Annotated in this window: 20 protein-coding genes and 1 tRNA gene; 8 read left to right on the top strand and 13 right to left on the bottom strand. The window is 58.2% G+C overall.

All coding sequences use genetic code 11. The annotated features are described in order from the left end of the window. Positions 1–71 precede the first annotated feature (71 nt). From ASF29_RS04520 to ASF29_RS04510, 3 genes are all read right to left on the bottom strand, one after another. Positions 72–632: a dual specificity protein phosphatase family protein gene (locus ASF29_RS04520; protein ID WP_062448989.1), complete on the bottom strand. Its 561-nt coding sequence runs from the start codon at positions 630–632 to the stop codon at positions 72–74. A gap of 209 nt (positions 633–841) precedes the next feature. Continuing rightward, complete coding sequence (locus ASF29_RS04515) at positions 842–1294, bottom strand: hypothetical protein (protein WP_062448987.1); 453 nt, start codon at positions 1292–1294, stop codon at positions 842–844. 180 nt (positions 1295–1474) lie between these two features. Further along, a complete protein-coding gene (locus ASF29_RS04510; RefSeq protein WP_062448985.1) occupies positions 1475–2557 on the bottom strand; it encodes a hypothetical protein in 1083 nt (360 codons plus the stop codon). 164 nt (positions 2558–2721) lie between these two features. Between ASF29_RS04510 and ASF29_RS04505 the strand changes: the two genes are divergently transcribed. Beyond that, positions 2722–3042 carry a low molecular weight protein tyrosine phosphatase family protein gene (locus ASF29_RS04505; RefSeq protein ID WP_062448983.1) on the top strand — a complete coding sequence of 107 codons (321 nt, stop codon included), beginning with the start codon at positions 2722–2724 and terminating at the stop codon, positions 3040–3042. Positions 3043–3063: 21 nt separating this feature from the next. On the opposite strand, the gene ASF29_RS04500 is transcribed toward ASF29_RS04505, so the two are convergent. Continuing rightward, positions 3064–3139: transfer RNA gene (locus ASF29_RS04500), tRNA-Ile, on the bottom strand. Positions 3140–3323: 184 nt separating this feature from the next. Here ASF29_RS04500 and ASF29_RS04495 point away from each other — a divergent pair. Beyond that, positions 3324–4061 carry an SIMPL domain-containing protein gene (locus tag ASF29_RS04495; protein ID WP_062448981.1) on the top strand — a complete coding sequence of 246 codons (738 nt, stop codon included), beginning with the start codon at positions 3324–3326 and terminating at the stop codon, positions 4059–4061. 111 nt (positions 4062–4172) lie between these two features. Here the strand turns inward: ASF29_RS04495 and ASF29_RS04490 are convergent, their stop codons facing one another. Together ASF29_RS04490 and ASF29_RS04485 are read right to left on the bottom strand one after the other, a co-directional pair. Then, a complete protein-coding gene (locus tag ASF29_RS04490; protein WP_062448979.1) occupies positions 4173–4511 on the bottom strand; it encodes a hypothetical protein in 339 nt (112 codons plus the stop codon). Positions 4512–4642: 131 nt separating this feature from the next. Next, on the bottom strand, positions 4643–5065 hold the full coding sequence (locus ASF29_RS04485) for a secondary thiamine-phosphate synthase enzyme YjbQ (RefSeq protein WP_062449044.1): 423 nt from the start codon (positions 5063–5065) through the stop codon (positions 4643–4645). Between the two features lie 279 nt (positions 5066–5344). On the opposite strand from ASF29_RS04485, the gene ASF29_RS04480 reads away from it, so the two are divergent. Next, a complete protein-coding gene (locus ASF29_RS04480) occupies positions 5345–7897 on the top strand; it encodes an HWE histidine kinase domain-containing protein (RefSeq protein WP_062448978.1) in 2553 nt (850 codons plus the stop codon). A gap of 31 nt (positions 7898–7928) precedes the next feature. Here the strand turns inward: ASF29_RS04480 and ASF29_RS04475 are convergent, their stop codons facing one another. The 3 genes from ASF29_RS04475 to dnaG all read right to left on the bottom strand — a co-directional run bounded on the left by ASF29_RS04475 (position 7929) and on the right by dnaG (position 13467). Next, positions 7929–8924 (bottom strand): DUF930 domain-containing protein, encoded by a 996-nt coding sequence (locus ASF29_RS04475; protein WP_062448976.1) that lies wholly within the window; start codon positions 8922–8924, stop codon positions 7929–7931. Between the two features lie 117 nt (positions 8925–9041). Beyond that, positions 9042–11096, bottom strand: a complete 2055-nt coding sequence (gene rpoD / locus ASF29_RS04470) for an RNA polymerase sigma factor RpoD (protein ID WP_062448975.1) — start codon at positions 11094–11096, stop codon at positions 9042–9044. Positions 11097–11487: 391 nt separating this feature from the next. Next, a complete protein-coding gene (gene dnaG, locus ASF29_RS04465; RefSeq protein ID WP_062448973.1) occupies positions 11488–13467 on the bottom strand; it encodes a DNA primase in 1980 nt (659 codons plus the stop codon). Between the two features lie 181 nt (positions 13468–13648). On the opposite strand from dnaG, the gene ASF29_RS23770 reads away from it, so the two are divergent. Together ASF29_RS23770 and ASF29_RS04455 are read left to right on the top strand one after the other, a co-directional pair. Further along, positions 13649–13939: a BrnT family toxin gene (locus tag ASF29_RS23770; protein WP_082453376.1), complete on the top strand. Its 291-nt coding sequence runs from the start codon at positions 13649–13651 to the stop codon at positions 13937–13939. Further along, a complete protein-coding gene (locus tag ASF29_RS04455) occupies positions 13902–14234 on the top strand; it encodes a BrnA antitoxin family protein (protein ID WP_062448969.1) in 333 nt (110 codons plus the stop codon). Before ASF29_RS23770 ends, ASF29_RS04455 begins: the two co-directional genes overlap by 38 nt. Before the next feature lie 284 nt (positions 14235–14518). Here the strand turns inward: ASF29_RS04455 and ASF29_RS04450 are convergent, their stop codons facing one another. Continuing rightward, positions 14519–14971 carry a GatB/YqeY domain-containing protein gene (locus ASF29_RS04450; protein WP_062448968.1) on the bottom strand — a complete coding sequence of 151 codons (453 nt, stop codon included), beginning with the start codon at positions 14969–14971 and terminating at the stop codon, positions 14519–14521. 323 nt (positions 14972–15294) lie between these two features. Here ASF29_RS04450 and carA point away from each other — a divergent pair, with 323 nt between their 5' ends. Next, complete coding sequence (gene carA, locus ASF29_RS04445) at positions 15295–16500, top strand: glutamine-hydrolyzing carbamoyl-phosphate synthase small subunit (RefSeq protein WP_062449042.1); 1206 nt, start codon at positions 15295–15297, stop codon at positions 16498–16500. A gap of 42 nt (positions 16501–16542) precedes the next feature. On the opposite strand, the gene ASF29_RS04440 is transcribed toward carA, so the two are convergent. Next, a complete protein-coding gene (locus ASF29_RS04440; RefSeq protein ID WP_062448966.1) occupies positions 16543–17940 on the bottom strand; it encodes an MATE family efflux transporter in 1398 nt (465 codons plus the stop codon). A 322-nt stretch (positions 17941–18262) separates the two neighbouring features. Between ASF29_RS04440 and ASF29_RS04435 the strand changes: the two genes are divergently transcribed. Both ASF29_RS04435 and ASF29_RS04430 read left to right on the top strand, forming a co-directional pair. Next, positions 18263–20344 (top strand): methyl-accepting chemotaxis protein, encoded by a 2082-nt coding sequence (locus ASF29_RS04435; RefSeq protein WP_062449040.1) that lies wholly within the window; start codon positions 18263–18265, stop codon positions 20342–20344. 235 nt (positions 20345–20579) lie between these two features. Then, positions 20580–21062 (top strand): DUF2938 domain-containing protein, encoded by a 483-nt coding sequence (locus tag ASF29_RS04430; protein ID WP_062448964.1) that lies wholly within the window; start codon positions 20580–20582, stop codon positions 21060–21062. Positions 21063–21140: 78 nt separating this feature from the next. Here ASF29_RS04430 and ASF29_RS04425 read toward each other — a convergent pair whose 3' ends face one another. Together ASF29_RS04425 and ASF29_RS04420 are read right to left on the bottom strand one after the other, a co-directional pair. Next, the gene (locus ASF29_RS04425; RefSeq protein ID WP_062448963.1) at positions 21141–22034 is read right to left on the bottom strand and encodes a neutral zinc metallopeptidase; all 894 of its coding nucleotides are present in this window, start codon (positions 22032–22034) and stop codon (positions 21141–21143) included. 59 nt (positions 22035–22093) lie between these two features. Beyond that, the gene (locus ASF29_RS04420) at positions 22094–22762 is read right to left on the bottom strand and encodes a glutathione S-transferase (protein WP_062449038.1); all 669 of its coding nucleotides are present in this window, start codon (positions 22760–22762) and stop codon (positions 22094–22096) included. Between the last annotated feature and the right edge of the window lie 39 nt (positions 22763–22801).

Here is a 22801-nt window from a genome sequence, read left to right as displayed (position 1 = left end):
ACCACAACGTTCAGCGTGATTAGATCCTCGGGACAAGCCCGAGGATGACGAAGTCGTGGTTCAGCCCTGCGTCAAAACCCCAGCGTTTCCTCGAAATCGTCCCAGGACTGGTACATCTCGTAACGGCCAACGCCCTTGATTGGCACATGACCGTAATAGGGCGACAGCTGAAACTCGGCAGCGCTTTCGCTCTTCTTCGCGACCGCGCCGACATAGATCGCGGAAGCCAGTCCGGTGCGATTGGCTCCATGTTCGCAATGGATGAGAATGGGCTTCGGGGCATCCTTCATGATGCGAACAAGTTTCTCGGCCTGATCCTGCGGCAATTCCTTGCTGGAACTCAGCGGAAAATCGATGAGGCTGACGCCATTGGCACTGGCCGCAGATTTCTCGTCTTCGTACCACCCTTTCGGGTTCTCATCGCGCAGATTGATGATGGTCTTGATTCCGTATTGCTCTGCGTATTTCGTCACATCGGCACCACTCGGCTGGGCAGAGCGATAGAGTTCTCCCGGCAGCACCTCATGGAAATTTCCGGTCAACTGGTTGATGCCCATATGCGCACCGACAGATGCGGGGACCGCGACGAAGCAAACGACCGCTATTTTCAGAATACGGGATACAGGAACCAAAACGCAGACCTTCTGGACAACTCTCGAATGCGGCTCCAGATGGCACCGCGCAAGGGCGCATACAACACCCTCGAAGTTGCAGAATGATGACGAGCGGGTGAAAGCCTCCGCGCCAAAGAGGCCAGAGGCGTTGTCAGCCCGCGTCTATAAGCACTTTATTTTTCTGCGCAAAAAGCTCTTCAAAACTTTGTGAGACGCCGCGATAGGTCCTATTCGAACTCTGCCGAGTTGACGGTGACGCGCCATTCCAGCGTTCTGGCATCGACGTTTTCATTGTTGCGCAGCCGGAACGGGCGACACGCCGCATAGGTCTCGTGTGGCTCCAGACGCCTCTCGCTGACCTGATAGGGGTCGAACGACACCGAAGCGCGAAATGCCGGCTGGAAACCTTCCAGCGTATAGGTCAAACGGCGGACGGCAACATCGTTGGTGTTCTGGAAACTGAGGCGGATCGGTGCTGCCGCGTCTGTGCAGGATGGGTCGAAAGACGCCGTCGCGATGATGGCTTCGACCCTTTCTCCCGAGCGAAGCCAGTCGAAGAGCACCCATGAGGCCGTGCATGCCCAGACGATCGCCAGACCGACGACCACGGGCTTCAGGTGCCTTGGAAAGGCAATCAGGAAACACATCAGGATTGCCGTCAAAACAATGCCGACAATCATGCGCGCCGCAGACCTTTCCTATCGCTGAACAGCTTTTTCAACTCGATAACCTCCCCCACGCTGATGTTGCTCTACCCACAGATGCGGCGGGGTGGGCATCATGTCAAGCCGCGCTGGAGTGACCAGCACGTCAGCAGCGGTGGTGGGGGCTGATCCTCCGCATCACGCACCTTTTCGTGATCAGGCGGGACTGCACGTCTCGTCGGCCGCACCGGATCGCAGGCAGGCATCGACAAGCGCGCAGCATACGACCACGGCGACGAGCATCGTCGATCCGCTCAGCGGCAGCATCAGCAGTAGATAGTTTATCGCAAGCTCTGTACCCACAACCAGGGCGATCTGCGTCGCCGCAATCAGCAGCAACAGCGATGACGGAAGCGTAAACCCCTTGCGTGCGAAGATACGGCTGTAGCCAAAAACAAAGAGCGGCGAGAGGATCGTCGTCATGGCCATGAAATAGACCGGTATCACGGAATCATCATAAAAAACCTGTGGCACCAGCACGGCAAGACCGGTGAAAACATAGTTGCCGACAATCGCCGCGAGGATCGGAGGCCACACGACGATGGCGAGTGGAAAGAGAGGGGCCGTTTGCGTTTGGCCGTTGGTATAACGCGTGTAACGCTTGATCACGGCGCAGCAGGCAAAGGTACAAAGCGCAATGCAAAAGACGGTGATGAGCAGGATTTGAAAGAGCTGCTTGTCGGACGCAGCACCGCTGCGAAACACGTCGGCGACCGAAGAAAGGGTCGACGGGAGACCGAGCAGACCGGGCAAAAGCCATAGGATCCACAGGCCGGCGCGAAGGCTCGGCAGCACCACCTGACGCGACAGGAAAAGCATGACCGCCGTTCCACCGACAAGAGCCCCTATGAAGCTGAACGCAACGAGAGCACCCTCTCCCACCAAACGGTCCGTCGCTGAAAAAAACTGTGCGAGGCTGTTGGCCTGCGACACCGCAAACGCAAAGATCAGCACATCCTCAGCCAAGGTAAGAAAACCGCTGCCATCGGCACGCGGGAAGATCAGACGGATGACCTGCCCCAAAGCAAGACCCGCAAGTAACGGACCGGCGCTCAGCGCCAGAACGGAAAACTGAGAGGGCCTCACGCCCTGCCCAATCTGCAGATCGACAAATGCCGGATCGAGCCCTGGCACCGGAATGTTCCAACCTATGATAGCCACCAGCGACACCAGAAGCACCCGCACCAGATTACCGAAACCACCGGGCCGTATACCGGAACCATCGACTGTTACGCTCATCAAAGACCTCCTGACGCGACCACGGATCATAGCGCACGCTCAAGGCGTGTCATCCACTTCGTGGCTACCATGGAAAGAAAAATACGTCTGTCAACTCCAGCGTGTTGTCACCCATAAAGCCGTGCCGTAAACATGTTGACAATGCGAGGGAAAGGCCGAGCCGAGTGAAAAACATATTGTTCGTTTGCAGTCAGAACAAGCTGCGCAGCCCGACCGCCGAACAGGTCTTTTCAGCCTGGCCCAACATCGAGGCCTCTTCTGCCGGGACCAACAATGACGCTGAAAACCCGCTTTCTGCCGAACTGGTCGAATGGGCCGACATCATTTTCGTCATGGAAAAAACGCACCGCACGAAGCTGCAGACCAGATACCGCACCGCGCTCAAAAACAAACGCCTGATCTGCCTCGATATCCCGGACAATTACACGTTTATGGAACCCGCACTCGTTCAACTGCTCGAGAAAAAAGTACCGGGATATCTGTGAGCGGGAAGAAGAGAAGACGGATGGTGGGCCTGGAGAGACTCGAACTCCCAACCAAGCGGTTATGAGCCGCCGGCTCTAACCATTGAGCTACAGGCCCTTCCGAATGCTTGACGCGGGTCGGAATGCGGGGTTGCAATGGTTCAACCCGACGCGGATTTGGCTTTAACGTAATTTTTTGGACGCGACAAGCCGTTGTAACATCGAGATGGGTACTATGCCGTATTAGCTACATAATCTCCTGCGAAACCGCTGTGAGGGACGCTAAAATAAGAGGAAACTTAATGACATCGAAACTAGCACGCTCCGTGGCGCTTTGCGCTTTTACCGCTCTGGTCGCCTTGCCTCTGGCGGTGTCGGCACAGGAAAGCGAGAAGCGCGACGCGGTCATCCGTGTTTCGGGCGAAGGGGATGCGGCCGTAGCGCCGGATATGGCTATCCTGTCTTTCAGTGTCGTCAAGCAGGCCGAAACGGCGGCCGCTGCCTTGAGCGAAAACAGCAAGACCATGAGCGAGGTTCAGGCAGCACTGAAGAAAGCTGGCATTGCCGACAGGGATTTGCAGACGAGCAATTTTTCTGTCCAGCCGGTCTACAAGCAGTTCGAGCCGAAGGACGGCGTCTACGTCCCGCCTGAAATCACCGGCTATCAGGTGACCAACGGCCTTACCGTGCGGGTGCGCGAACTGGCCAAGCTGGGCCAAATTCTCGACAGCTCGGTGAAGCTTGGAATCAACCAGGGCGGCGATATCGCCTTTACCAATGACAAGCCCGAGGCCACGGTGACGGAAGCACGCAAGGCAGCGATCGCAGATGCCATAGCCAAGGCCAAAACCCTGACAGAAGCCGCAGGCGTGAAGCTTGGTCGCGTCATCGAGATCACCGAAAATGCGCCGCGCCCAGTTCCCCTGCCACCCACGATGATGCGTGCGGCTGCGATGGAAAAATCCGATAGCGTGCCGATCGCTGCGGGTGAAAACAGCTATAAGGTCAATGTCAACGTGACCTTTGCGCTGGAGCAGTAATCTTATACGAGGCGCCGGGAGAGGCGCCTCTTTTACCGCTGCCGGAACAAACAAAAGCCCCTCGCCATGAAACCATGACGAGGGGCTTTCTGATGGTGTGGATGTGCGCCGTTAGCGGCGAATGACGGGGCAGCCGCGTACGTTGGCGAAGACCACGCGGTCACGACCATGGCGGTCGAAACCCGCGACGACGACACGGCGCGGCGAGACGTCTACGACACGGGCGCGACGCAGGCCCATGCGGCTGGCCTTTTCTTCGGCCATCCAGGGCGAGCAACGGTCGCGGTCACGACCCGGACGACCCCAGCCATGACCGCCATGGCGATAACCGTCCTGCACATAAATACCGTATTGAACATCAGGGCCGGCAGAGGCTGCGGACGCCGTTGCCGAAACGCCGCCGAGAGCGATGAGGGCCGCAAGGCCAGCTTTTGCGAAAGTGTTGATCATTGTCTTACTCCGTTTCCTCACGTTCGCCGGAATGCCTGACTGCCCGGGCGAATTAGCAAGACGATAATAAGCTTTGAGTGAATGATTCCAGAACCGGGCGTTCAGCCTGTATTCATGCCCGGCAGACCCTTTCAAGGAGACAGGTGCAGGACGATCTGCCGCTCGTGGCGCTGATTTCGGTGCTCGAAAAGATAAATGCCCTGCCATGTGCCGAGCACCATTTTCCCACGCGAAACCGGAATGCCGATGGAGACTTGCGTCAGTGCCGACTTGATATGCGCTGGCATATCGTCCGGCCCTTCCATGGTATGGACGACCCACGCCATGGAAGGATCGCTGGACGGCGGCACCAACCTTGCAAAAAAGGTCTTCAAGTCTTTTTGAACATCCGGATCGGCATTTTCCTGTATCAACAGAGAGCATGAGGTGTGGCGCACAAAGATCGTCAACAACCCGTCTTCCTGTCCGCTGGAGCGGACGAAGGTTTGCACGGCATCGGTAACTTCATAAAGCCCCTGCCCGCGCGTGGAAATTTCGATGGTTTCTTGTGGCACGATAATTTTCACTTTCCATGCTGGAACAAAATGCGCGTCACCGCCGTTCAGTGTCATCACGCGATGTTTTGTGTGGGCTTTCCGCGTTCATTTCGGTGACGTGACTGGCACACTGGGGACAACACCAAGAATGTACGACAATGTTTACGTGCGAAACGACAAGATCGCCAAGCCAGTTCCGATACAGATGCCCAGTATGTTTATTTTAACAGAAAATCATTTATTGAAGAACACGAGCCGTACATCCTCACTATTCGTTTGCTACCGAAAGACCAACATATGACGTCGCAAGTCCAGCAGGTCGATCTTACCAACTGCGACAGAGAACCCATCCATATTCCAGGCAATATACAGCCACATGGCTGTCTTTTTGCATGCGACAGCGCCATGCGCACCGTTTTGCGGCACTCGGTCAACTGTGGAGAGATGCTTGGCATTTCCGGTGAGATTATTGGCCAGCCCATCGAAAACTTTCTGGGTAATACGGTTGTACATGACCTTAGAAACGCGTTGACGGTAACCGCCAACAGTAGCCGCCCCGCCATGCTGCCGAAAGTGACGCTGCCGAGCGGTGCGACATTCGATATCGCCATTCACCGCTACAAGTCGGTCTCGATCATTGAACTGGAACCGGCAAGCGACGAGGCCCAGCCCCTGCACACCGCGCAGCTGATGATCGACCGCATCCGCGAGGCGGACAATGTCGACAGTCTGATTTCCCGCACCACACGCCTCGTAAAGGCGATGCTGGGCTATGATCGTGTCATGGTCTACCGCTTCGAGCAGGATGGTGCAGGCAAGGTTATCTCGGAAGCCAAGCAGCCTGCGCTGGAAAGCTTTCTGGGGCAGTATTTTCCTGCAAGTGACATTCCGCAACAGGCGCGTGTTCTCTACCTTAAAAATACCCTGCGCATCATTTCGGACTCGAATGGCGCGCGCGTCGCCATCGAACCGGAGCTGGACCCATCCGGCGAACCGCTGGATCTGTCGTTTGCGCATTTGCGAAGTGTTTCGCCCATCCATTGCGAGTATCTGCGCAATATGGGCGTATCGGCGTCCATGTCGATCTCCATCATCAACGATGGAGAGCTATGGGGTCTGATCGCCTGCCACCATTATTCGCCACGCGTTCTTCCCATGGCCATGCGGATCGCTGCGGAAATGTTCGGCGAGTTTTTCTCCCTGCATCTCCAGGCGCTCAAACAGAAGAAAAAGCTGGCCACGGCGCATGATGCCCATGCATCTCTCGACAAATTCCTCCGTCTTGCAGCCCACCACAACAATATCGAGGAACTGCTGGTCGAGAACCTGCCGGACTTCAGCCGACTGCTGCCATGCGACGGTGTCGCTGTGTGGATGAACGATCGCTGGTCGAGCGTGGGCTACGCACCACCGGAAAGCGCGGCACCGCTGCTCGGGCGGTTGGTCAATTCCGTTTCGGAAGGCCGCGTGTGGGCTACACATTCTCTGATAAACCACCTTCCCGAGGCCGAATTTATGTCCGACGACATAGCGGGCGTGCTGGCGGTGCCTTTGTCGCAGGTGAAGAACGACTATCTTCTGTTTTTCCGTCGAGAACTGGTCCAGACGCTGAACTGGGGTGGCAATCCCGACAAATCCTACGAAACAGGTCCGCTTGGCGACCGACTGACCCCTCGCAAAAGCTTTGCGCTGTGGAAAGAGACCGTCCACAAACAGGCGCAACCCTGGACCGACGAAGACAGACAGATTGCCGAGGCCGCCCGTGTGGCGCTGGTGGAGGTCGCCTTTCGCCACAGCGAATTGATGGCCGGTGAACGCGCGCAGGCCGAAGTGCGCCAGCGCATGTTGAACGAAGAGCTGAACCACCGCGTCAAGAACGTTCTGGCCATCATCAAGTCACTGGTGGGCAACCCGACACAGGAAGGCCGCACGCTTCAGGAATATGTGTCGGCGCTGAAAGGCCGCATTCAGGCCCTGTCCTTTGCCCATGACCAGGTGGTGCGCGGCGAAGGGGGCGGCATGCTGCGCGATCTGCTGGACGCCGAACTGTCGCCACACCGTTCGCCTGACAGCGAGATCGTGGCCCATGGGCCGGGCGTCCTTCTCGACTCCCGCGCATTTTCCGTCATGGCGCTGGTGCTTCACGAACTGGCGACGAATGCTGCGAAATACGGCGCGTTGGCGCAGGCAGGCGGCAAGCTGACCATTCTCTGGGAGCTGAACGACGTCGGCGACTGCGTCATCTCCTGGAAGGAAGCCGTGCCCGGCACGGTTACGGCCCCGACCAGAACCGGTTTCGGCTCTGCCCTGATCAGCCGTAGCGTACCGTACGATCTCGGCGGCAAGAGCAAGGTCACCTACCAGAGCCACGGCATCGAAGCCGAAATTCTTTTGCCTGCGCGCCATGTCAGCGCAGACGCCTCCCCCGCGACCCACGACCTCGCGCTGGATGCTCCCATCGAACTCCTACCTTTTTCCGCGGAGGAACCATTGCGGGTATTTCTTGTCGAAGATCAGATGCTGATCGCCATGGATGTCGAATATATGCTGGAAGGCCGAGGCATCACCAACATCGAAACCGCCACGTCATCGGCCATGGCCCTTGAGAAATTGAAAGGGTTGACGCCGGATGTCGCGATCCTCGACATCAATCTGGGGTCGGACACGTCGATACCGGTGGCGTACGAGCTTCTGCGCAGAAACATTCCGTTCATGTTCGCCACCGGCTATGCCGACGGCATCATGATCCCTGCCGAGTTTTCTGAGGTGCCTGTCATCCGCAAACCCTATGACGAGGATGCGCTGATGAACTCCATCGGCAAGCTCGTTGGCCGCCAGGTTGCGGCCTAGCATAATTCATTGCAGGCAGTGGCTGTGCACCTCACTGGCTGCGCAGCCCCAGTCTTCGGACCTCGTCCGTCGATAGTTCCGGTTTGATATCGAAACGGAAGTCCGTGACAATGTATCTGTCGACATTCACCTCGCACCGATAATCGAGCGGAAACCACTGCGGCCCGATGTTGAAGGCGCCTTTCGCCGTCAGCACGTTGTTTGCGATATCGCGCTTCAGAAACTGCAGGCCTTCCAGTGGCTGCCCGTTTCGCGCCGCCTTGATCTGCGCCACGACCTCGGCAAAGCACAATTGCATCACCCGTTCTGTCGGCGACAGATTGCCGAAAATCTGCCGCATCATCGGGCCGGGGCGCTTTGCTGCGGCAATGATCTTTTTCGCTGGCTTGAGCGTAGGGTCGCCGTCGCCATCCACCAACGTGGTTGCGGGCTGCTGAGGGGCCGGTTTCGTTTCCGGCTTGGGAAGCGGCACAGCCACATTTGCAAGATCAGCCGGGTCGGCAGGGCTTTCCGCAGCGGCGATCTCACCCTGCGGTGCCGTTGGCGTCGCGGCCGGTGGTGGCGGAACGGCCTCCTCATCGGCGGGTTGCGGAGACGGCGCAGTAGCGGCCTGCTGCTCCTCGGCTGGCTGTTCTGGCTTCGGCTGGTCCTTGCCAGCAGCCTCCTGCTCTGCGGGGTCGTCACGCTCGTCCATCTGTGTAGACTCGGGGCGTATGGGGACAGAGGACATCATCGAAGGCAACGGTGGCGCAGGCTGCGTCGGCTCTTCGGGTTTTGCCTCGGGCGGTGGCGGCGGCTCCTCGGCCTTTTTCTCCTCCGCCTTTTCAGGAGCGGGCGGCTCTTCTTTAGGCGGCTCTTCCTTGGGCGGTTCGACCAGCTCTACATTGACGCTCTCGGGCTCGGCGGGCGCTTCGACACTGCCCGGCCACTGGAGGTAAAAAATCGCGACGACCAGAACATGCAGCAGCACGGAGAGTGGGATCGGCCACCTCTCCTGCCACCAGTTCTTTTTCGCGCCCTTTTCCATATACCGGCCGTCTGTTGTTCCGCATCAGAGATGGTGCCTGCGAACCGCTGCATCATCCAAAAAACAAAAACCCGGCCAGAGACCTGACCGGGTTTGGTATCTTGCCTCAGCCAGACATCAGCTGTCGAGGAACGAGCGCAGCTTGCGCGAACGGCTCGGATGCTTGAGCTTGCGCAGCGCCTTGGCTTCGATCTGACGAATACGCTCGCGGGTCACCGAGAACTGCTGTCCGACTTCTTCCAGCGTGTGGTCCGTGTTCATGCCGATACCGAAGCGCATGCGCAGAACGCGTTCTTCGCGTGGCGTGAGCGAGGCCAGAACGCGGGTCGTCGTTTCGCGCAGGTTGGCCTGAATGGCCGCATCGATCGGCAGAAGCGCATTCTTGTCTTCGATGAAGTCGCCCAGATGCGAATCCTCTTCGTCACCCACGGGGGTTTCGAGCGAGATCGGCTCCTTGGCGATTTTCAGAACCTTGCGGACCTTTTCCAGCGGCATGGCCAGCTTTTCAGCCAGTTCTTCCGGCGTCGGTTCGCGACCGATTTCATGCAGCATCTGGCGCGATGTACGAACGATCTTGTTGATCGTTTCGATCATGTGCACCGGAATACGGATGGTACGGGCCTGGTCGGCAATCGAACGGGTGATGGCCTGACGGATCCACCATGTCGCATAGGTCGAAAACTTGTAACCGCGACGATATTCGAACTTATCGACCGCCTTCATCAGGCCGATATTGCCTTCCTGAATGAGATCGAGGAACTGCAGACCGCGGTTCGTGTACTTCTTCGCAATCGAGATAACCAGACGCAGGTTGGCCTCGACCATTTCCTTCTTGGCGATGCGCGCTTCGCGCTCGCCCTTCTGGACCATGGATACGATACGGCGGAATTCGGCGATGGAAATGCCGGTTTCCTGGGCCAGATTCTGGATTTCCAGACGGATATCGCGGATCGTGTTGTTTTCTTCGCGTGCGAATTCCTTCCAGCCCTTGGCGGCCAGATTGGCAATCGACTTCATCCAGTTCGGATCGAGTTCCGCACCGTGATACTGCTCAAGGAAGCCGTCACGCTTGACGCCGTAGGATTCGGCAAGGCGCAACAGACGGCCTTCGTTCTGCATCAGACGCTTGGAAATGTCGTAGAGCTGCTCGACGAGGCTGTCGACGCGGTTCTGGTTCAGCGACAGCGACTTCACGGCTGTGATCAGCTGATCCTTCAGTTCCTTGTAGCGGCGCTCCTGCCCCGTGGACAGCGTGCCGGTGCAGGCAAGGCGAGCCTCGACCTGCTGGTCCTGAAGCTTGCGCAGCTTCTTGTAGGTGTCGGCAATCGTATCGAGCGTTTCCATGACCTGCGGGCGCAGTTCGGCTTCCATCGCAGCAAGCGAAAGGTTGGACTCGTCATCGTCCTCCTCTTCCTCTTCGTGCGGAAGGCCTTCGCCGCCGACATTCGTCACATCATCGTCGCCACCGGGATTGCGCAGACGGCGGACTTTTTCTTTCTCTTCGGCAGCCTTGCGGTCCGCTTCGATCTTCTCAGGGCTCTGGAACTGCGGCGCAGCCTTGGCTTCCGGGCCGGAATAGGTGGTTTCGAGATCGATGATCTCGCGCAGCAGCGTCGTGCCTTCGTTGAGTTCGTCGCGCCAGATGATCAGCGCCTGGAACGTCAACGGGCTTTCGCACAGGCCGGAGATCATCGTCTCGCGCCCAGCCTCGATGCGCTTGGCAATCGCAATTTCGCCTTCACGCGACAGAAGCTCGACCGAGCCCATTTCGCGCAGATACATGCGCACCGGATCGTCGGTACGGTCTGTGGGCTCTTTCTTCTTGGCGGCAGCAAGGGCGGTGCCGGCGGAAGGCGCAAGTTCGCCACCTTCGGACTCTTCAGCCTCGCCGTCACTGTCATCCGATTCCGTGGTCGCCTCTTCCGCGTCCTCGTCCTCGATGACGTTGATGCCCATTTCACTGAGCATCGCCATGATGTCTTCGATGCGATCAGGATCGACCTGATCGGATGGCAGAACCTCGTTCAGCTCATCCATGGTGACGTAGCCGCGCTTCTTGGCGGCCTTGATCATTTTCTTGACCGCGTCATCCGAAAGATCGAGAAGCGGCCCATCCGTCGCAGCATCGCGTTCGTTTTCAGCTTCTTCGTTTTCTTTGACTTTGGTTGCCATCTATCTCGTCGCTTTCCTTGACGCTAATCCGCTTCGCCGCACGACCGTTCGCCTGTTCAGAGGCATCCGGCTGTGGCCGCGAATCACTGTCAAACACCTAACGGAATGATCTTTAATTGCCGATTAACCACGGCTACCACCGGCGGAATATCAAGACAGTGCATTCGGAAATGCTTTTTCACGCAGTTTCGATCCGCCAAGGCCCATTCCACCTTACTTTTCCTGGAATGGTGATTCCCGCTATTTCCCGTCACGTCAAGCCTTTATGGCCAGAGCTAGGGCTAAAAACCAAAAAAGCCGTCATCGCGGCGACATTTTGCGGGCCTTCACCAACTTATCCCCTATTTAGGACGATCTGCACAAAAGACAAGCCTCCAACGCCATCAAAGAGCTATCCGTGGCTGTAAGCCGGCCCCTTGACCCGGCCAGACATGACACCGAAACCATCGATAATCGCCTCCTGATTTTCCATTCGTCCGATTTCCAGCTGCACCTCGGCGAGCGCGCGCATGAGCTGCACCATACGCTCACCGTCACCCGCTTCCGTTGCTTCCGCAATCTCGCGCTCCAGATCGATCTTCTGCCAGCGCAGCGCCTTCGTGCGTTTGTGCAGCGAGAGCGCCTGTGTGTATCCTTCGCGTGCATCTTCCGGTGCCGCCTGCTCCGTCGCCGTCCAGAGGCGGGCATTGCGCACCTGCTGGTTCATCGCCTTTAGCAGCGCATCGAAACCTTGCACCTCAAGCCGCGCAACAAGCCCTTCACGGGACAGCTCGGCGCCGTTTTCCGCCGCATAGGTCAGAACCTGCGACCAGAGCCGTTGCAGATCACGGTTCTCATAATCAATGGCGGCGATCTCGTCATATTCTTCCAGCAACAGCTGCGGATGGTTGACGATGGTCAGCGCCAACACGCTTTCGCGCAGGGCGGGGGCACCGAGATAGCCTTTGACGAGGCCGGACTGGCTGAGCCGGTCTGAAATACTGCCCGAACCGGTGGTCGTTCCACGCGGCGGCGTTCTCTGGCCAGTGCGGTTGTTGTTGCCATCGCTGCGCCTGAAGTTTCCATTTTGCCCGCTGCCGCGCTGAAACTGCGGCTGGAAGAACGCATTCAACCGATCGCGCACATCCTGCTGGTAAAAGCGGCGCACGCTTTCATCGCCGATAACGGACACGATCTGCCGCAGGCGGTTTTCCAACTCCGCACGCTTTTCGGGCGTGTCGAAGGTGACAGCCGCCGTCTCACGGCTCCAGATCATCGCGGCCAGCGGCTTGGCTTCTGCCAGTACCCGGTCGAACGGCGCCCTGCCCTCATGACGCACCAGATCATCAGGGTCTTTACCATCAGGCAGCAGCGCAAAGCTGACGGAACGGCCCGGCTTTATATGCGGCAGCGCCAAATCGGCCGCACGGCTGGCTGCGCGAATGCCCGCGCCATCTCCATCAAAGCACAGCACGGGCTGCGTCGACATTTTCCACAACAGATCGAGCTGGTTTTCCGTCAGCGCCGTTCCCAGCGGTGCCACAGCGTTTTCGACACCGGCCTGATAGAGCGCGATGACATCCATATAGCCTTCGACGGCAATCACAGTGCCTGACGATTGCGTGGCCCTACGCGCGCGGGCGAAATTGTAGAGCACGTTGCCCTTGTGGAAGAGCTCCGTCTCATTGGAATTCAGATATTTGGCCAGCGCATCCGCCGCCATGGCACGTCCACCGAAGGCAATCACCTTTTCCCGCGATGACAGGATAGGGAACATGATGCGATCGCGAAAACGGTCGTAAGAGACAGGCACATTCTCATGCACCACCAGACCGCAGGCCTCCATTTGCTCCTTGGCGATGCCCTTGGAGGCCAGATGCTCCTTCAGCGCGTTGCGGCTATCGGGCGCAAAACCCAGCCGGAACGTTTCGATGGTGCGGCCCGTCAGGCCACGGTCACGCAAATAGGCGCGCGCCCGCGCACCCGCTGCCGTCTGCAACTGATCCTGAAAGAACAGCGTCGCCATTTCCATGACGTCCTGAAGCGACGCCCGCTCCCGCTCGCGCCGCTCCGCCTGCACATCCGGCTGCGGCATGGACACGCCGGCCATATCGGCGATCTGCTGCACGGCCTCGGGAAAACCCATGCCATCGAGATCGGTCAGAAAACGGAAATGGTCGCCCGAGACACCGCAGCCGAAACAATGGTAACGGCCCTTGCGGTCCTCGCAATGGAAGCTGGGGCTCTTCTCGCCATGGAAGGGGCAGCATGCCCAGTAGTCACCCTTGGACGCGTTACTCTTCTTCCTGTCCCACGTCACACGTCTGCCGATAACATCTGAGATGTTCACTCGGTCACGTATCTCGTCGAGAAATGAGTTTGAAAAGCGCATCTTTACCTGGGATCACTGCCTGTTTTCGGCCAGTCTTTTATATAAGCGCAGCAGGCCGGGATTACCAAGGGCAGAAACGGATGATGCCCGTTATTCACAGACCTTGACAAAAGTGTATATACAAATGAATATACATGAAAGCGCAGGACGTGCTGACGAACAGTGTTTTTAGGAACGCCCTATGCTTGTCTCTAAAGAATTTGCCTCGTTCGAATGGGACGAGAACAAACGCAAAGCGAATTTGGTCAAGCACGATATCGATTTCGAAGATGCCTTGGAAGCGCTTAGCGAACCGCATATCGAGCTATTATCCAACAGAAACGGAGAAGTCCGCATCTGCGCTATTTGTCCCTTGGGTCGTCGCCTCATAACTGTCGTTTACACGATGCGCGGCGATATATGTCGGATAATTTCAGCGCGCGCGGCGAGGAAAAATGAGCACAAACTCTACCACGCGAATGACATTGGATGAGCTTCGGGCCAAGCGCGCGCGTGGCGAGAAAAGCGCGACCGACTGGGCGCGCGTCGATGCCTTGACCGACGCGGACATCGAGCGTGCGATGCGTGACGACCCCGATTGGGCGGAGTGGATCGATGTCGATTGGTCGAAGGCAGAGGTCGTCGTTCCCACCACCAAGAAATCCATCTCGATCCGGCTGGATGAGGACGTCATCGATTTCTTTAAAGCCACAGGCAAGGGATACCAGACCCGTATGAACGCGATCTTGCGACACTATGTGCGCGAGCAGCAAAGCAACAAGAGCTGAGCGGGTTTCGACCTCGATCCGAACATGCGGCGCACGCGCCAAATTGGCAAATTTGCGGCGGAAAATCCTCTGGCGACATTACGTTTTTGTAATTTGATGGAAAGCGAAACTCGTCCTAATCTGCAACCATCGGCATGATGCCGAGCGTATGTGTGATGCTGGATGGTTCGGGCCTATCCCCCAAGAAAGCCGAACAGGCGCTTTCCCCCAAAGCGCATCTCCACGCATGAAAAAGGCAGGGCATCCACATATGCCCTGCCTTTCCTTTTTCAGACGGTTTCGTCTTACTTGAGCAAGTCCTTGATCAGTGCCGACGCCTTGCCGAAATCGATCTGGCCGGGATAGCGCTCTTTCAGAACGGCCATCACCTTGCCCATATCGCGCAGGCCGGATGCTTCGGTTTCGGCGATGACGCCTTCAAGAATGGCACGAACCTTCTCCTGCGGAATCTCCTCCGGCATGAAGCCCTTGATGATGGCGATTTCCTCGCGCTCATGCTCAGCCAGTTCGGCGCGGCCAGCCTGATCGTAAATACCGGCGGACTCTTCGCGTTGCTTGATCATCTTGGCCAGAATCTGCAGAATTTCCTCATCCGACACCGGGTCCTTGCCAACGCCGCGATTGGCGATATCGCGGTCCTTGACCGCCGCCTGCACAAGGCGGATGGTGGAAAGACGGCGCGGTTCGCGGGCTTTCATGGCCTCTTTCAGAGCGTCGGCAAAGGTATCGCGGATCATGTCTGTCTCCTTTGGAAAGCCATATCGACCGGCATGTTCCGGTCAGGCATTTCCCTGATTATTTTGGCGGTGGCATAAACCAGCAACCGGGTATCGGCAAATCATTTGCTTAAGCTGTTGATTTGCCAGCTTTTAAATTCCGGTTAATTATCGGGCGTGTGGTTGACCCTGCGTGCCCCTTTCGTTATTTTCCGGCACCTGCACAGGATTTTAACGAAGGTTACGACGCGAAGGCTTTCGCGCGCCCTTATTCGCGAAAAAAGATGGCCGCTTTGCCCCTGCCTTTCAAGAGGCGGGCCGAAGTAGCAGAAACGGGAAACGAGATGACCGAGACAGCACCCTGGACCACCCGCAAACCCACCGCCATGCTCGTTCTGGCAGATGGCACCGTGATCGAGGGAACCGGCATCGGCGCAACCGGCAAGGTTCAGGCGGAAGTCTGCTTCAACACGGCGCTGACAGGTTATCAGGAAATCCTGACCGACCCATCCTATCTGGGCCAGATCGTCACCTTCACCTTCCCGCACATCGGCAACATCGGCGCCAACGACGAAGACATCGAAGATCTGACACCTGCCGCACGGCGCGGCGCGGTCGGCGTGATCTTCAAGGCCGACATTACCGAACCATCCAACTTCCGCGCTGCCAAGCATCTGGATGCGTGGCTGAAAGCCCGCGGCATTATCGGCCTTTGCGGTGTCGATACGCGCGCTCTGACGGCCTGGATCCGTGAGAATGGCGCACCGAACGCCGTCATCGCCCATGATCCGAACGGCGTGTTCGACATCGAGGCGCTGAAGGCCGAAGCCAAGGCATGGAGCGGTCTCGAAGGTCTCGACCTCGCCATCGAAGCGACATCCGGCCAGTCTTCGGTCTGGAACGAGACGCCCTGGGTCTGGAACGAAGGTTTCGGCACGCTGGGCGAGGCCGATGCCAAGTACCATGTCGTCTGCGTCGATTACGGCGTGAAGCGCAACATTCTGCGCCTCTTTGCCGGTCTGGATTGCAAGGTCACGATCGTGCCTGCCCAGACGTCGGCCGAGGATATCATGGCGCTGAAGCCCGATGGCGTGTTCCTCTCCAACGGCCCGGGCGACCCGGCTGCAACAGGCACATATGCCGTGCCTGTCATCCAGAACCTGATCAAGACGGACCTGCCTGTGTTCGGCATCTGCCTTGGCCACCAGATGCTCGGTCTCGCCGTCGGTGCGAAAACAGAAAAGATGCATCAGGGCCACCACGGCGCAAACCACCCCGTCAAGGACTTCACCACCGGCAAGGTGGAAATCGTGTCCATGAACCACGGCTTTGCGGTTGATGCGAAGTCTCTGCCGGAAGGTGTTGAAGAGACACATACATCTCTGTTCGACGGTACAAATTGCGGTCTGCGCATCACCGGCAAGCCGGTCTTCTCGGTCCAGCACCACCCGGAAGCATCCCCCGGCCCGCAGGACAGCCACTATCTGTTCCGCCGCTTCGTCAACCTGCTGCGTGAGAAGAAGGGCGAACCGGCTCTCGCAGAGCGCTGATAAGACTCTCGAAATTGCGAATAACGATATGGCGGCCCGCTCTTAGCGGGCCGTTTTCATTTCGCGCTTTACCATCAGGTAAAAGCGTGTGGTCAGCAGAACGGCAGCGGTCGACAGGCCGACCACGAAGCCGAACCAGACACCGGGTCCGCCAAAACCGAGCGGAAAAGCTGCGATCCAGGCAAGCGCCAGACCGATGGGCCAATAGGAAATCAGCGCAAGGATCATCGGCACGCGTGCATCTTTCAGACCGCGCAGAAGACCGGCAGCCACCGCCTGCATGCCATCCACCAGCTGAAACACACCGGCGATGATGACCAGCGTTCCTGCATAGGCCAGAACTTCCGTCGCACCCGGAAGCGTCGGATCGAGGAACCAGCTTGCGAGATATTCAGGCACGAGAGCGAACAAAAGGCCACCGCAGGCGGCGATAGCGCAGGCAACGCCATATACGGTAATCGCTGCGCGCACGAGATTGGGATAATCCTTCTGCCCATGCGCCACGCCGATCCGCACGGTTGCAGCCTGCGCCAGCCCAAGCGGGATCATAAAGGCAATCGATGCCAATTGCAGCGCAATGCCGTGTGCCGCAAGCTCAAGCGTTCCGATCTGGCCCATGAGAATGGATGCGGCGGAGAATAGGGTTACTTCGGCCAGAATAGTGACGCTGATGGGCAGACCAAGGCGGATGACCTCCCACAGCGCATGAAAATCCGGCCGCCAGAAGCGCACGAAGAGTTCGTAGCGCCGCGTCTCATCCCGTGTCTGGATATAGATGACGATGAAAGCGAGACTGAAGGTGTTGACGATAACAGCCGCATAGGCAGCGCCGATCATGCCGAAAGCGGGAAAGCCGAAATGGCCGAGAACCAGCGCATAGGCCAGGAAACCATTGAGCAGCAGCATGGAAATGGTAGCGTAAAGGATGATGCCCGCCCGCCCGATGGCACTGACGAGGCCGCGCATGACGTAAAACAGAAGTGCTGGCAGCAGGCCGAATTGCGCGACGGCCAGATATTGGCCGGTCTGCGCGGACACTGCCGGATTTTGCCCGAGCGCCAGCAGGATTTTCTCGGCGCTGAGGAACAGCGGCACCGTCAGCAGCCAGTAGACTATGGCCACCCACATGCCCATGCGCAAGGCGCGACGCGCAGAGGTCGCATCCCCCTGCCCATAGGCATTGGCGACCATGGGAACGACGGCGACGGAAAAGCCCGAGCCGAAAATGAAGACGACGAAATAGAACTGTCCGGCCAGCACCATGGCGGCCAGCTTTTCAGCGCCCAGCTGTCCGACAATAATCATATCGGTGGTGTGAATGCCCAATTGCGCAAGCTGCGCGCCGATCAGCGGAATACCCAGCGCGAGCGTCGCGCGCAGATGCGCGCCCCAGGAATGGACACCCACAGGAGTTTTCTCAACCGCGACCGACGAAGACATGACATCACCTCAAAAAAGCAAAAGCCGCTTCCCTGCAAATGAGGAGAGCGGCGCGCGACCTGAATAGGATATTTGGAGGAACTGCGCAACAATTTGGGCAAACGCACAAATTCTAGTCGACAAAAAATATAGAACCGGAAAACAACGGCTTAGCCTGAGACCGGAAACCGGTTCCTGAGAACCTTAAACTTTCTTTACCGTTGATGGGTAAGAGTTGCCGGGTAGAGACGTCAATATTTCCGGGTGCATGAAGCACGCTGCAAAAGCCTAAGGCATGTTTCCTTCAAGCCCGGTGCGACCGGGCCCTCCCGAGGTCCAGGAATTGTCCAAAAAATCCAATTTGATGACGCGCATCGTCGTGGCGGCATCCTGTGTTGTTGTGGTCGCCTTTGCAGGATTTTCGATTTACATCGATGGCCTCCAGCGCAACGCGGCCAATGATTTCGTTGAAGACAAGATCAACGCCGCTGGCAAACAGTCGGCACAGAGCATCGCCAACTGGCTGAACGGCCGCGTGATGATGACCGAAATGGTCGGCGCAGCGATGGTACCGGCGACGACGCAGGACAAGCTGGAACTGGCCCTACACAATGATGTGCTGGCCCGCGAGTTCAAATCCACCTATTTCGGCGAGGAAACAGGCACCTTCAACAACTTCCCGTCCGCCAAGATGCGCGAGGGTTACGACCCGCGCCAGCGTCCGTGGTATCAGGCCGCCGTCAAAGCCAACTCGACCATTTTGACCGAACCATACATCGCTGCCAGCACCGGCAAGCAAGTCATCAGTGTCGCCCTGCCCGTCAAACGCGATGGCAAACTCGTCGGCGTCGTCGCAAGCGACTTCATGGTCGGCGCGCTCGTATCCATGATCGGATCCGTCGATGCCGGCAAGGATGGCTATGCGTTCCTGATCAACAAGGATGGCAAAATCCTGATGCATCCCGATGAAGGGATGATCGACAAGACATTGAGCGATCTGTTCCCGACCGCGACACCGAAGATTTCGCAGGCGATTTCGGAAACCCAGATCAACGGCGTGGACAAGATCACCAGCTTCATTCCCGTACCCGGTCTTCCCGGCGTCGAATGGTCCGTGGGCCTCATCGTCGACAAAGGCACGGCCTTTGCCTCCATTTCGCAGTTCCGTATTGCCGCCGTCGTCGCCACCATTCTGGCCGTTGCCGGCATGATCGCCTTCCTCGTGCTCCTCGTGAACAGCCTCATCGTCAAGCCGGTAACGCAGATGACATCGGCGATGGATCAGCTTGCCGCAGGCAATCTGGACGCCGCCATTCCCGGACAGGAACGCAAGGACCAGATCGGCTCGATGGCAGCAGCCGTTGCCGTGTTCCGCACCAATGCGCTGGAGCGTCGTCGCCTTGAAGGCGATGCCGAGCAGACACGCACCCTGTCCGAACGGGAGCGCAGCGAGCGCGAACAGACGGCTGCGAAAAATGCCGCAGACATCCAGTTCGCCGTCACCGCACTGGCGGAGGGGCTTGCCCATCTGTCCGACGGTCACATGGATTACCGCATCAACACGCCTTTCGTGGCGCATATCGACCGCCTGCGCGAGGACTTCAACAGCTCGATCGGCAAGCTCAACGCCGCGCTCGTCACCGTTGGCCAGAACGCCCGCGCCATCGATGCCGGTGCCAGTGAGATTCGCCAGTCCGCCGACGATCTTGCCAAGCGCACCGAACAGCAGGCAGCGTCGGTCGAAGAGACCGCAGCGGCACTGGAAGAAATCACCACGACGGTCAAGGACTCGGCAAAGCGCGCCGAAGAAGTCGGTCGTCTGGTGGAGCGCGCCCGCACCAATGCCGAGCAGTCCGGCGTGGTTGTCGGCGATGCGGTGAAGGCCATGGAAGGCATCGAGCAGTCGTCTTCCGGCATTTCCAAGATCATCGGCGTCATCGACGAAATCGCATTCCAGACCAACCTTCTGGCGCTCAACGCCGGTGTGGAAGCGGCCCGTGCCGGTGAAGCAGGCAAGGGCTTTGCAGTCGTGGCACAGGAAGTGCGCGAACTTGCACAGCGTTCCGCCAACGCCGCCAAGGAGATCAAGACCCTCATCAGCGCGTCGACGACACAGGTCGAAGCGGGCGTTTCGCTGGTCGGCAATGCCGGCAAGGCGCTGGAAACCATCGTGGCGGAAGTGCAGGAGATCAACCAGCACATCAATGCCATCGTTCTGTCGTCGCGTGAACAGTCCACCGGCTTGCAGGAAATCAACACGGCGATCAACACCATCGATCAGGGCACCCAGCAGAATGCCGCCATGGTCGAGGAACAGACCGCCGCCAGCCACGGCCTTGCGTCGGAAGCAGCTGCACTGAACGAACTCCTGGCGCAGTTCAAGCTGGCCAATGAACAGGCGCAACGCTATAGCCGCGCTGCCTGATCTGGCGACATTATGAAAAGCCCAGAGGCGTGACCGGGATAACGGTCACGCCTTTTTTGTTTGGAGGCGTGCGTGGCGGTTATGGCCTGGCGACAGCACCACACCCACTATCGTCATCCTTGGGCTTGTCCCAAGGATGACGGCGGCGAGTTTGCGGCCCTCAAAGCCATCTTGTAGACACGATCAAAAGCCGACACCTTACCGGGAAGCAATTGTGAGTCGGATGGAGAACGTCATGCTTTGGGAAATCGTTTGGCGTGGGACGGTGATGGGCATTGGCGGCACCGTGTTCATGGATATCTGGGCGATCATCCTGCACCGCCTTTTCCGGCAGCCCGCGCCAAACTGGGGGCCGGTCGGGCGCTGGTTCTGGCATCTGCCCAAGGGAAAGGTCTTCCACGACAGCATCGCGACCGCCAGCCCTTACGAACATGAGGTGGCACTCGGCTGGATCTCGCACTATGCCGTGGGCATTCTCTATGGGATCATTCTGGCGATGATCGTACCGCAAGGCTGGTTTGCCGCGCCGTCGTTCATTCTGCCCTGGATCGTCGGCATTGTCACGGTCGGCGCAGGCTGGTTCCTGCTCCAACCCGGTCTCGGCATCGGATGGGCTGCATCCAGAACGCCAAACCCGACAAAGGTGCGGGTGCTCAATCTTGTTGCGCACACGATATTTGCGTTGGGGATGTTCGTGGCGGCGCTGGTCATTCGTTAAGAACTGTCACGCCGAGCACCTCCGACGATCACTCAAGCAAGGGGAGAGGCCATCTCCCCTCACTGCGTTCGGACTGCCTCAAATGTCCGCAGAAAACGTATCGCAATCTTCGATACGACCGCTCTCGAAGCCGCGGCGGAACCATTCGGCGCGTTGTGCCGAGGTGCCGTGGTTGAAGCTGTCAGGCACGACGTAGCCCTGCGTCTGCTTCTGGAGCGTGTCGTCGCCGATCTGGTGCGCCGCATTCAGCGCTTCTTCCAGATCACCCGCTTCCAGTATGCCCTTCTGCTGTGTGGACTTGCCCCAGATGCCGGCATAACAATCCGCCTGCAACTCGACGCGAACCGACATCTTGTTGGCATCCGTCTCGCTCATGCCCTGACGCTGACGGTTGAACTCCGGCAGGACGCCGGTGAGATTCTGAATGTGATGACCCACTTCATGCGCGATCACGTATGCCTGGGCGAAATCGCCCGATGCGCCGAAGCGTTGATCGAGTTCGCGGAAGAAGTTGGTATCCAGATAGACCTTGCGATCCTGCGGGCAATAAAACGGCCCGCTGGCCGAAGAGGCTGTGCCGCATCCCGACCGAACCTGACCGGCAAAGAGGACCAGCGTCGGCTTTTCGTAGGTTTCATTGGAAGCGGCGAAAATCTTGCCCCAGGTATCTTCCGTTTCGGCAAGCACGGTGCGGACGAAAGCTGTGGTCTCGTCGCTCGATTGGCCCTGAGGACGCGTGCCTGTGGTCTGCTGGGACCCGCCATCCATGGACACGTCGCCGCCTGACAGAAGTGTTAGGGGGTTGATGCCCAGCGCCCAGCTGATCAGCAGGATAACGACGAGGCCGCCAATACCGATGCCGCCGCCACGACCGCCACCGGTGGGCAGGCGAAAGCCGCCGCCACCGCCGCCCGCTGACATGCCACGTCTGTCTTCAATATTGTCGGATTGTCGCCGTCCACGCCACTGCATGCCATTCTCCCCATAAATGCGATGCTATAACGCAAACGAGAGCAGTCCGTTCCGCCTCATCAACTTTGCGAGAACACATAGGCGCCGCCTTTTTCAAGCGCGCGCTGATAGGCAGGTCTCGCGCGAATGGTTTCGAGGAAGCGGCGAATGGCCGGCCGATCCGCTGCACCTGCCGCGCGGCTCATCGCCGCCTCGACCGGAAAGCTCATGGCGATATCTGCGCCCGTCAACTCAGGTCCGGCAAAAAGCCCGTCCCTGGCAAGTTCGGCCTCCCAATAGGCTGAATGGTCTTTCAGTTGCGGATCAACCAGCTTGCCCAGCACACCCTTGGAAATCATCTGCGCCACAGGCCGCAGGAAAAACGGAACCTGTTCGGGAATGCGCGAAAACAGAAGCTTCAACAGCAGAAGCGGCATGGCCGACCCTTCGGCATAATGCAGCCAGTAGACATAACGCCTGTAGGCATCCGCCCCCTGCTCCGGCCTGAAGCCTCCTTTTCCATAAGTATCGAGCAAGTATTCAATGATCGCACCGCTTTCGGCGTAAATCTTCCCGCCATCTTCGATGACAGGCGATTTGCCGAGCGGATGCACGGCCTTGAGCTCTTTTGGCGCACGCATGTCCGGTCCGCGCTTATAGGTCTTCACCTGATAATCGAGGCCGAGTTCTTCGAGCAGCCAGAGAATGCGGTGAGCGCGGGAATTTTCGAGATAATGGACGGTGATCATAATGCCCTGTTCTGTCGTTTTGAGAACGACCATAATTCA

This window comes from Rhizobium sp. Leaf262, from assembly GCF_001422245.1.
In the GTDB taxonomy this organism is placed as follows: Bacteria; Pseudomonadota; Alphaproteobacteria; order Rhizobiales; family Rhizobiaceae; genus Agrobacterium.
This window is presented reverse-complemented; position numbering and strand designations above follow the sequence as displayed.

Excerpts from the sequence above, each read along its gene's own strand:
- ASF29_RS23770 (WP_082453376.1), top strand. The coding sequence starts at position 13,649 with ATGCTTGTCTCTAAAGAATTTGCCTCGTTCGAATGGGACGAGAACAAA.
- ASF29_RS04430 (WP_062448964.1), top strand. The coding sequence starts at position 20,580 with ATGCTTTGGGAAATCGTTTGGCGTGGGACGGTGATGGGCATTGGCGGC.
- ASF29_RS04495 (WP_062448981.1), top strand. The coding sequence starts at position 3,324 with ATGACATCGAAACTAGCACGCTCCGTGGCGCTTTGCGCTTTTACCGCT.
- ASF29_RS04510 (WP_062448985.1), bottom strand. The coding sequence starts at position 2,557 with ATGAGCGTAACAGTCGATGGTTCCGGTATACGGCCCGGTGGTTTCGGT.
- ASF29_RS04515 (WP_062448987.1), bottom strand. The coding sequence starts at position 1,294 with ATGATTGTCGGCATTGTTTTGACGGCAATCCTGATGTGTTTCCTGATT.
- ASF29_RS04455 (WP_062448969.1), top strand. The coding sequence starts at position 13,902 with ATGAGCACAAACTCTACCACGCGAATGACATTGGATGAGCTTCGGGCC.
- rpoD (WP_062448975.1), bottom strand. The coding sequence starts at position 11,096 with ATGGCAACCAAAGTCAAAGAAAACGAAGAAGCTGAAAACGAACGCGAT.
- ASF29_RS04480 (WP_062448978.1), top strand. The coding sequence starts at position 5,345 with ATGACGTCGCAAGTCCAGCAGGTCGATCTTACCAACTGCGACAGAGAA.
- ASF29_RS04475 (WP_062448976.1), bottom strand. The coding sequence starts at position 8,924 with ATGGAAAAGGGCGCGAAAAAGAACTGGTGGCAGGAGAGGTGGCCGATC.
- carA (WP_062449042.1), top strand. The coding sequence starts at position 15,295 with ATGACCGAGACAGCACCCTGGACCACCCGCAAACCCACCGCCATGCTC.
- ASF29_RS04420 (WP_062449038.1), bottom strand. The coding sequence starts at position 22,762 with ATGATCACCGTCCATTATCTCGAAAATTCCCGCGCTCACCGCATTCTC.
- ASF29_RS04425 (WP_062448963.1), bottom strand. The coding sequence starts at position 22,034 with ATGCAGTGGCGTGGACGGCGACAATCCGACAATATTGAAGACAGACGT.
- ASF29_RS04450 (WP_062448968.1), bottom strand. The coding sequence starts at position 14,971 with ATGATCCGCGATACCTTTGCCGACGCTCTGAAAGAGGCCATGAAAGCC.
- ASF29_RS04490 (WP_062448979.1), bottom strand. The coding sequence starts at position 4,511 with ATGATCAACACTTTCGCAAAAGCTGGCCTTGCGGCCCTCATCGCTCTC.
- dnaG (WP_062448973.1), bottom strand. The coding sequence starts at position 13,467 with ATGCGCTTTTCAAACTCATTTCTCGACGAGATACGTGACCGAGTGAAC.
- ASF29_RS04440 (WP_062448966.1), bottom strand. The coding sequence starts at position 17,940 with ATGTCTTCGTCGGTCGCGGTTGAGAAAACTCCTGTGGGTGTCCATTCC.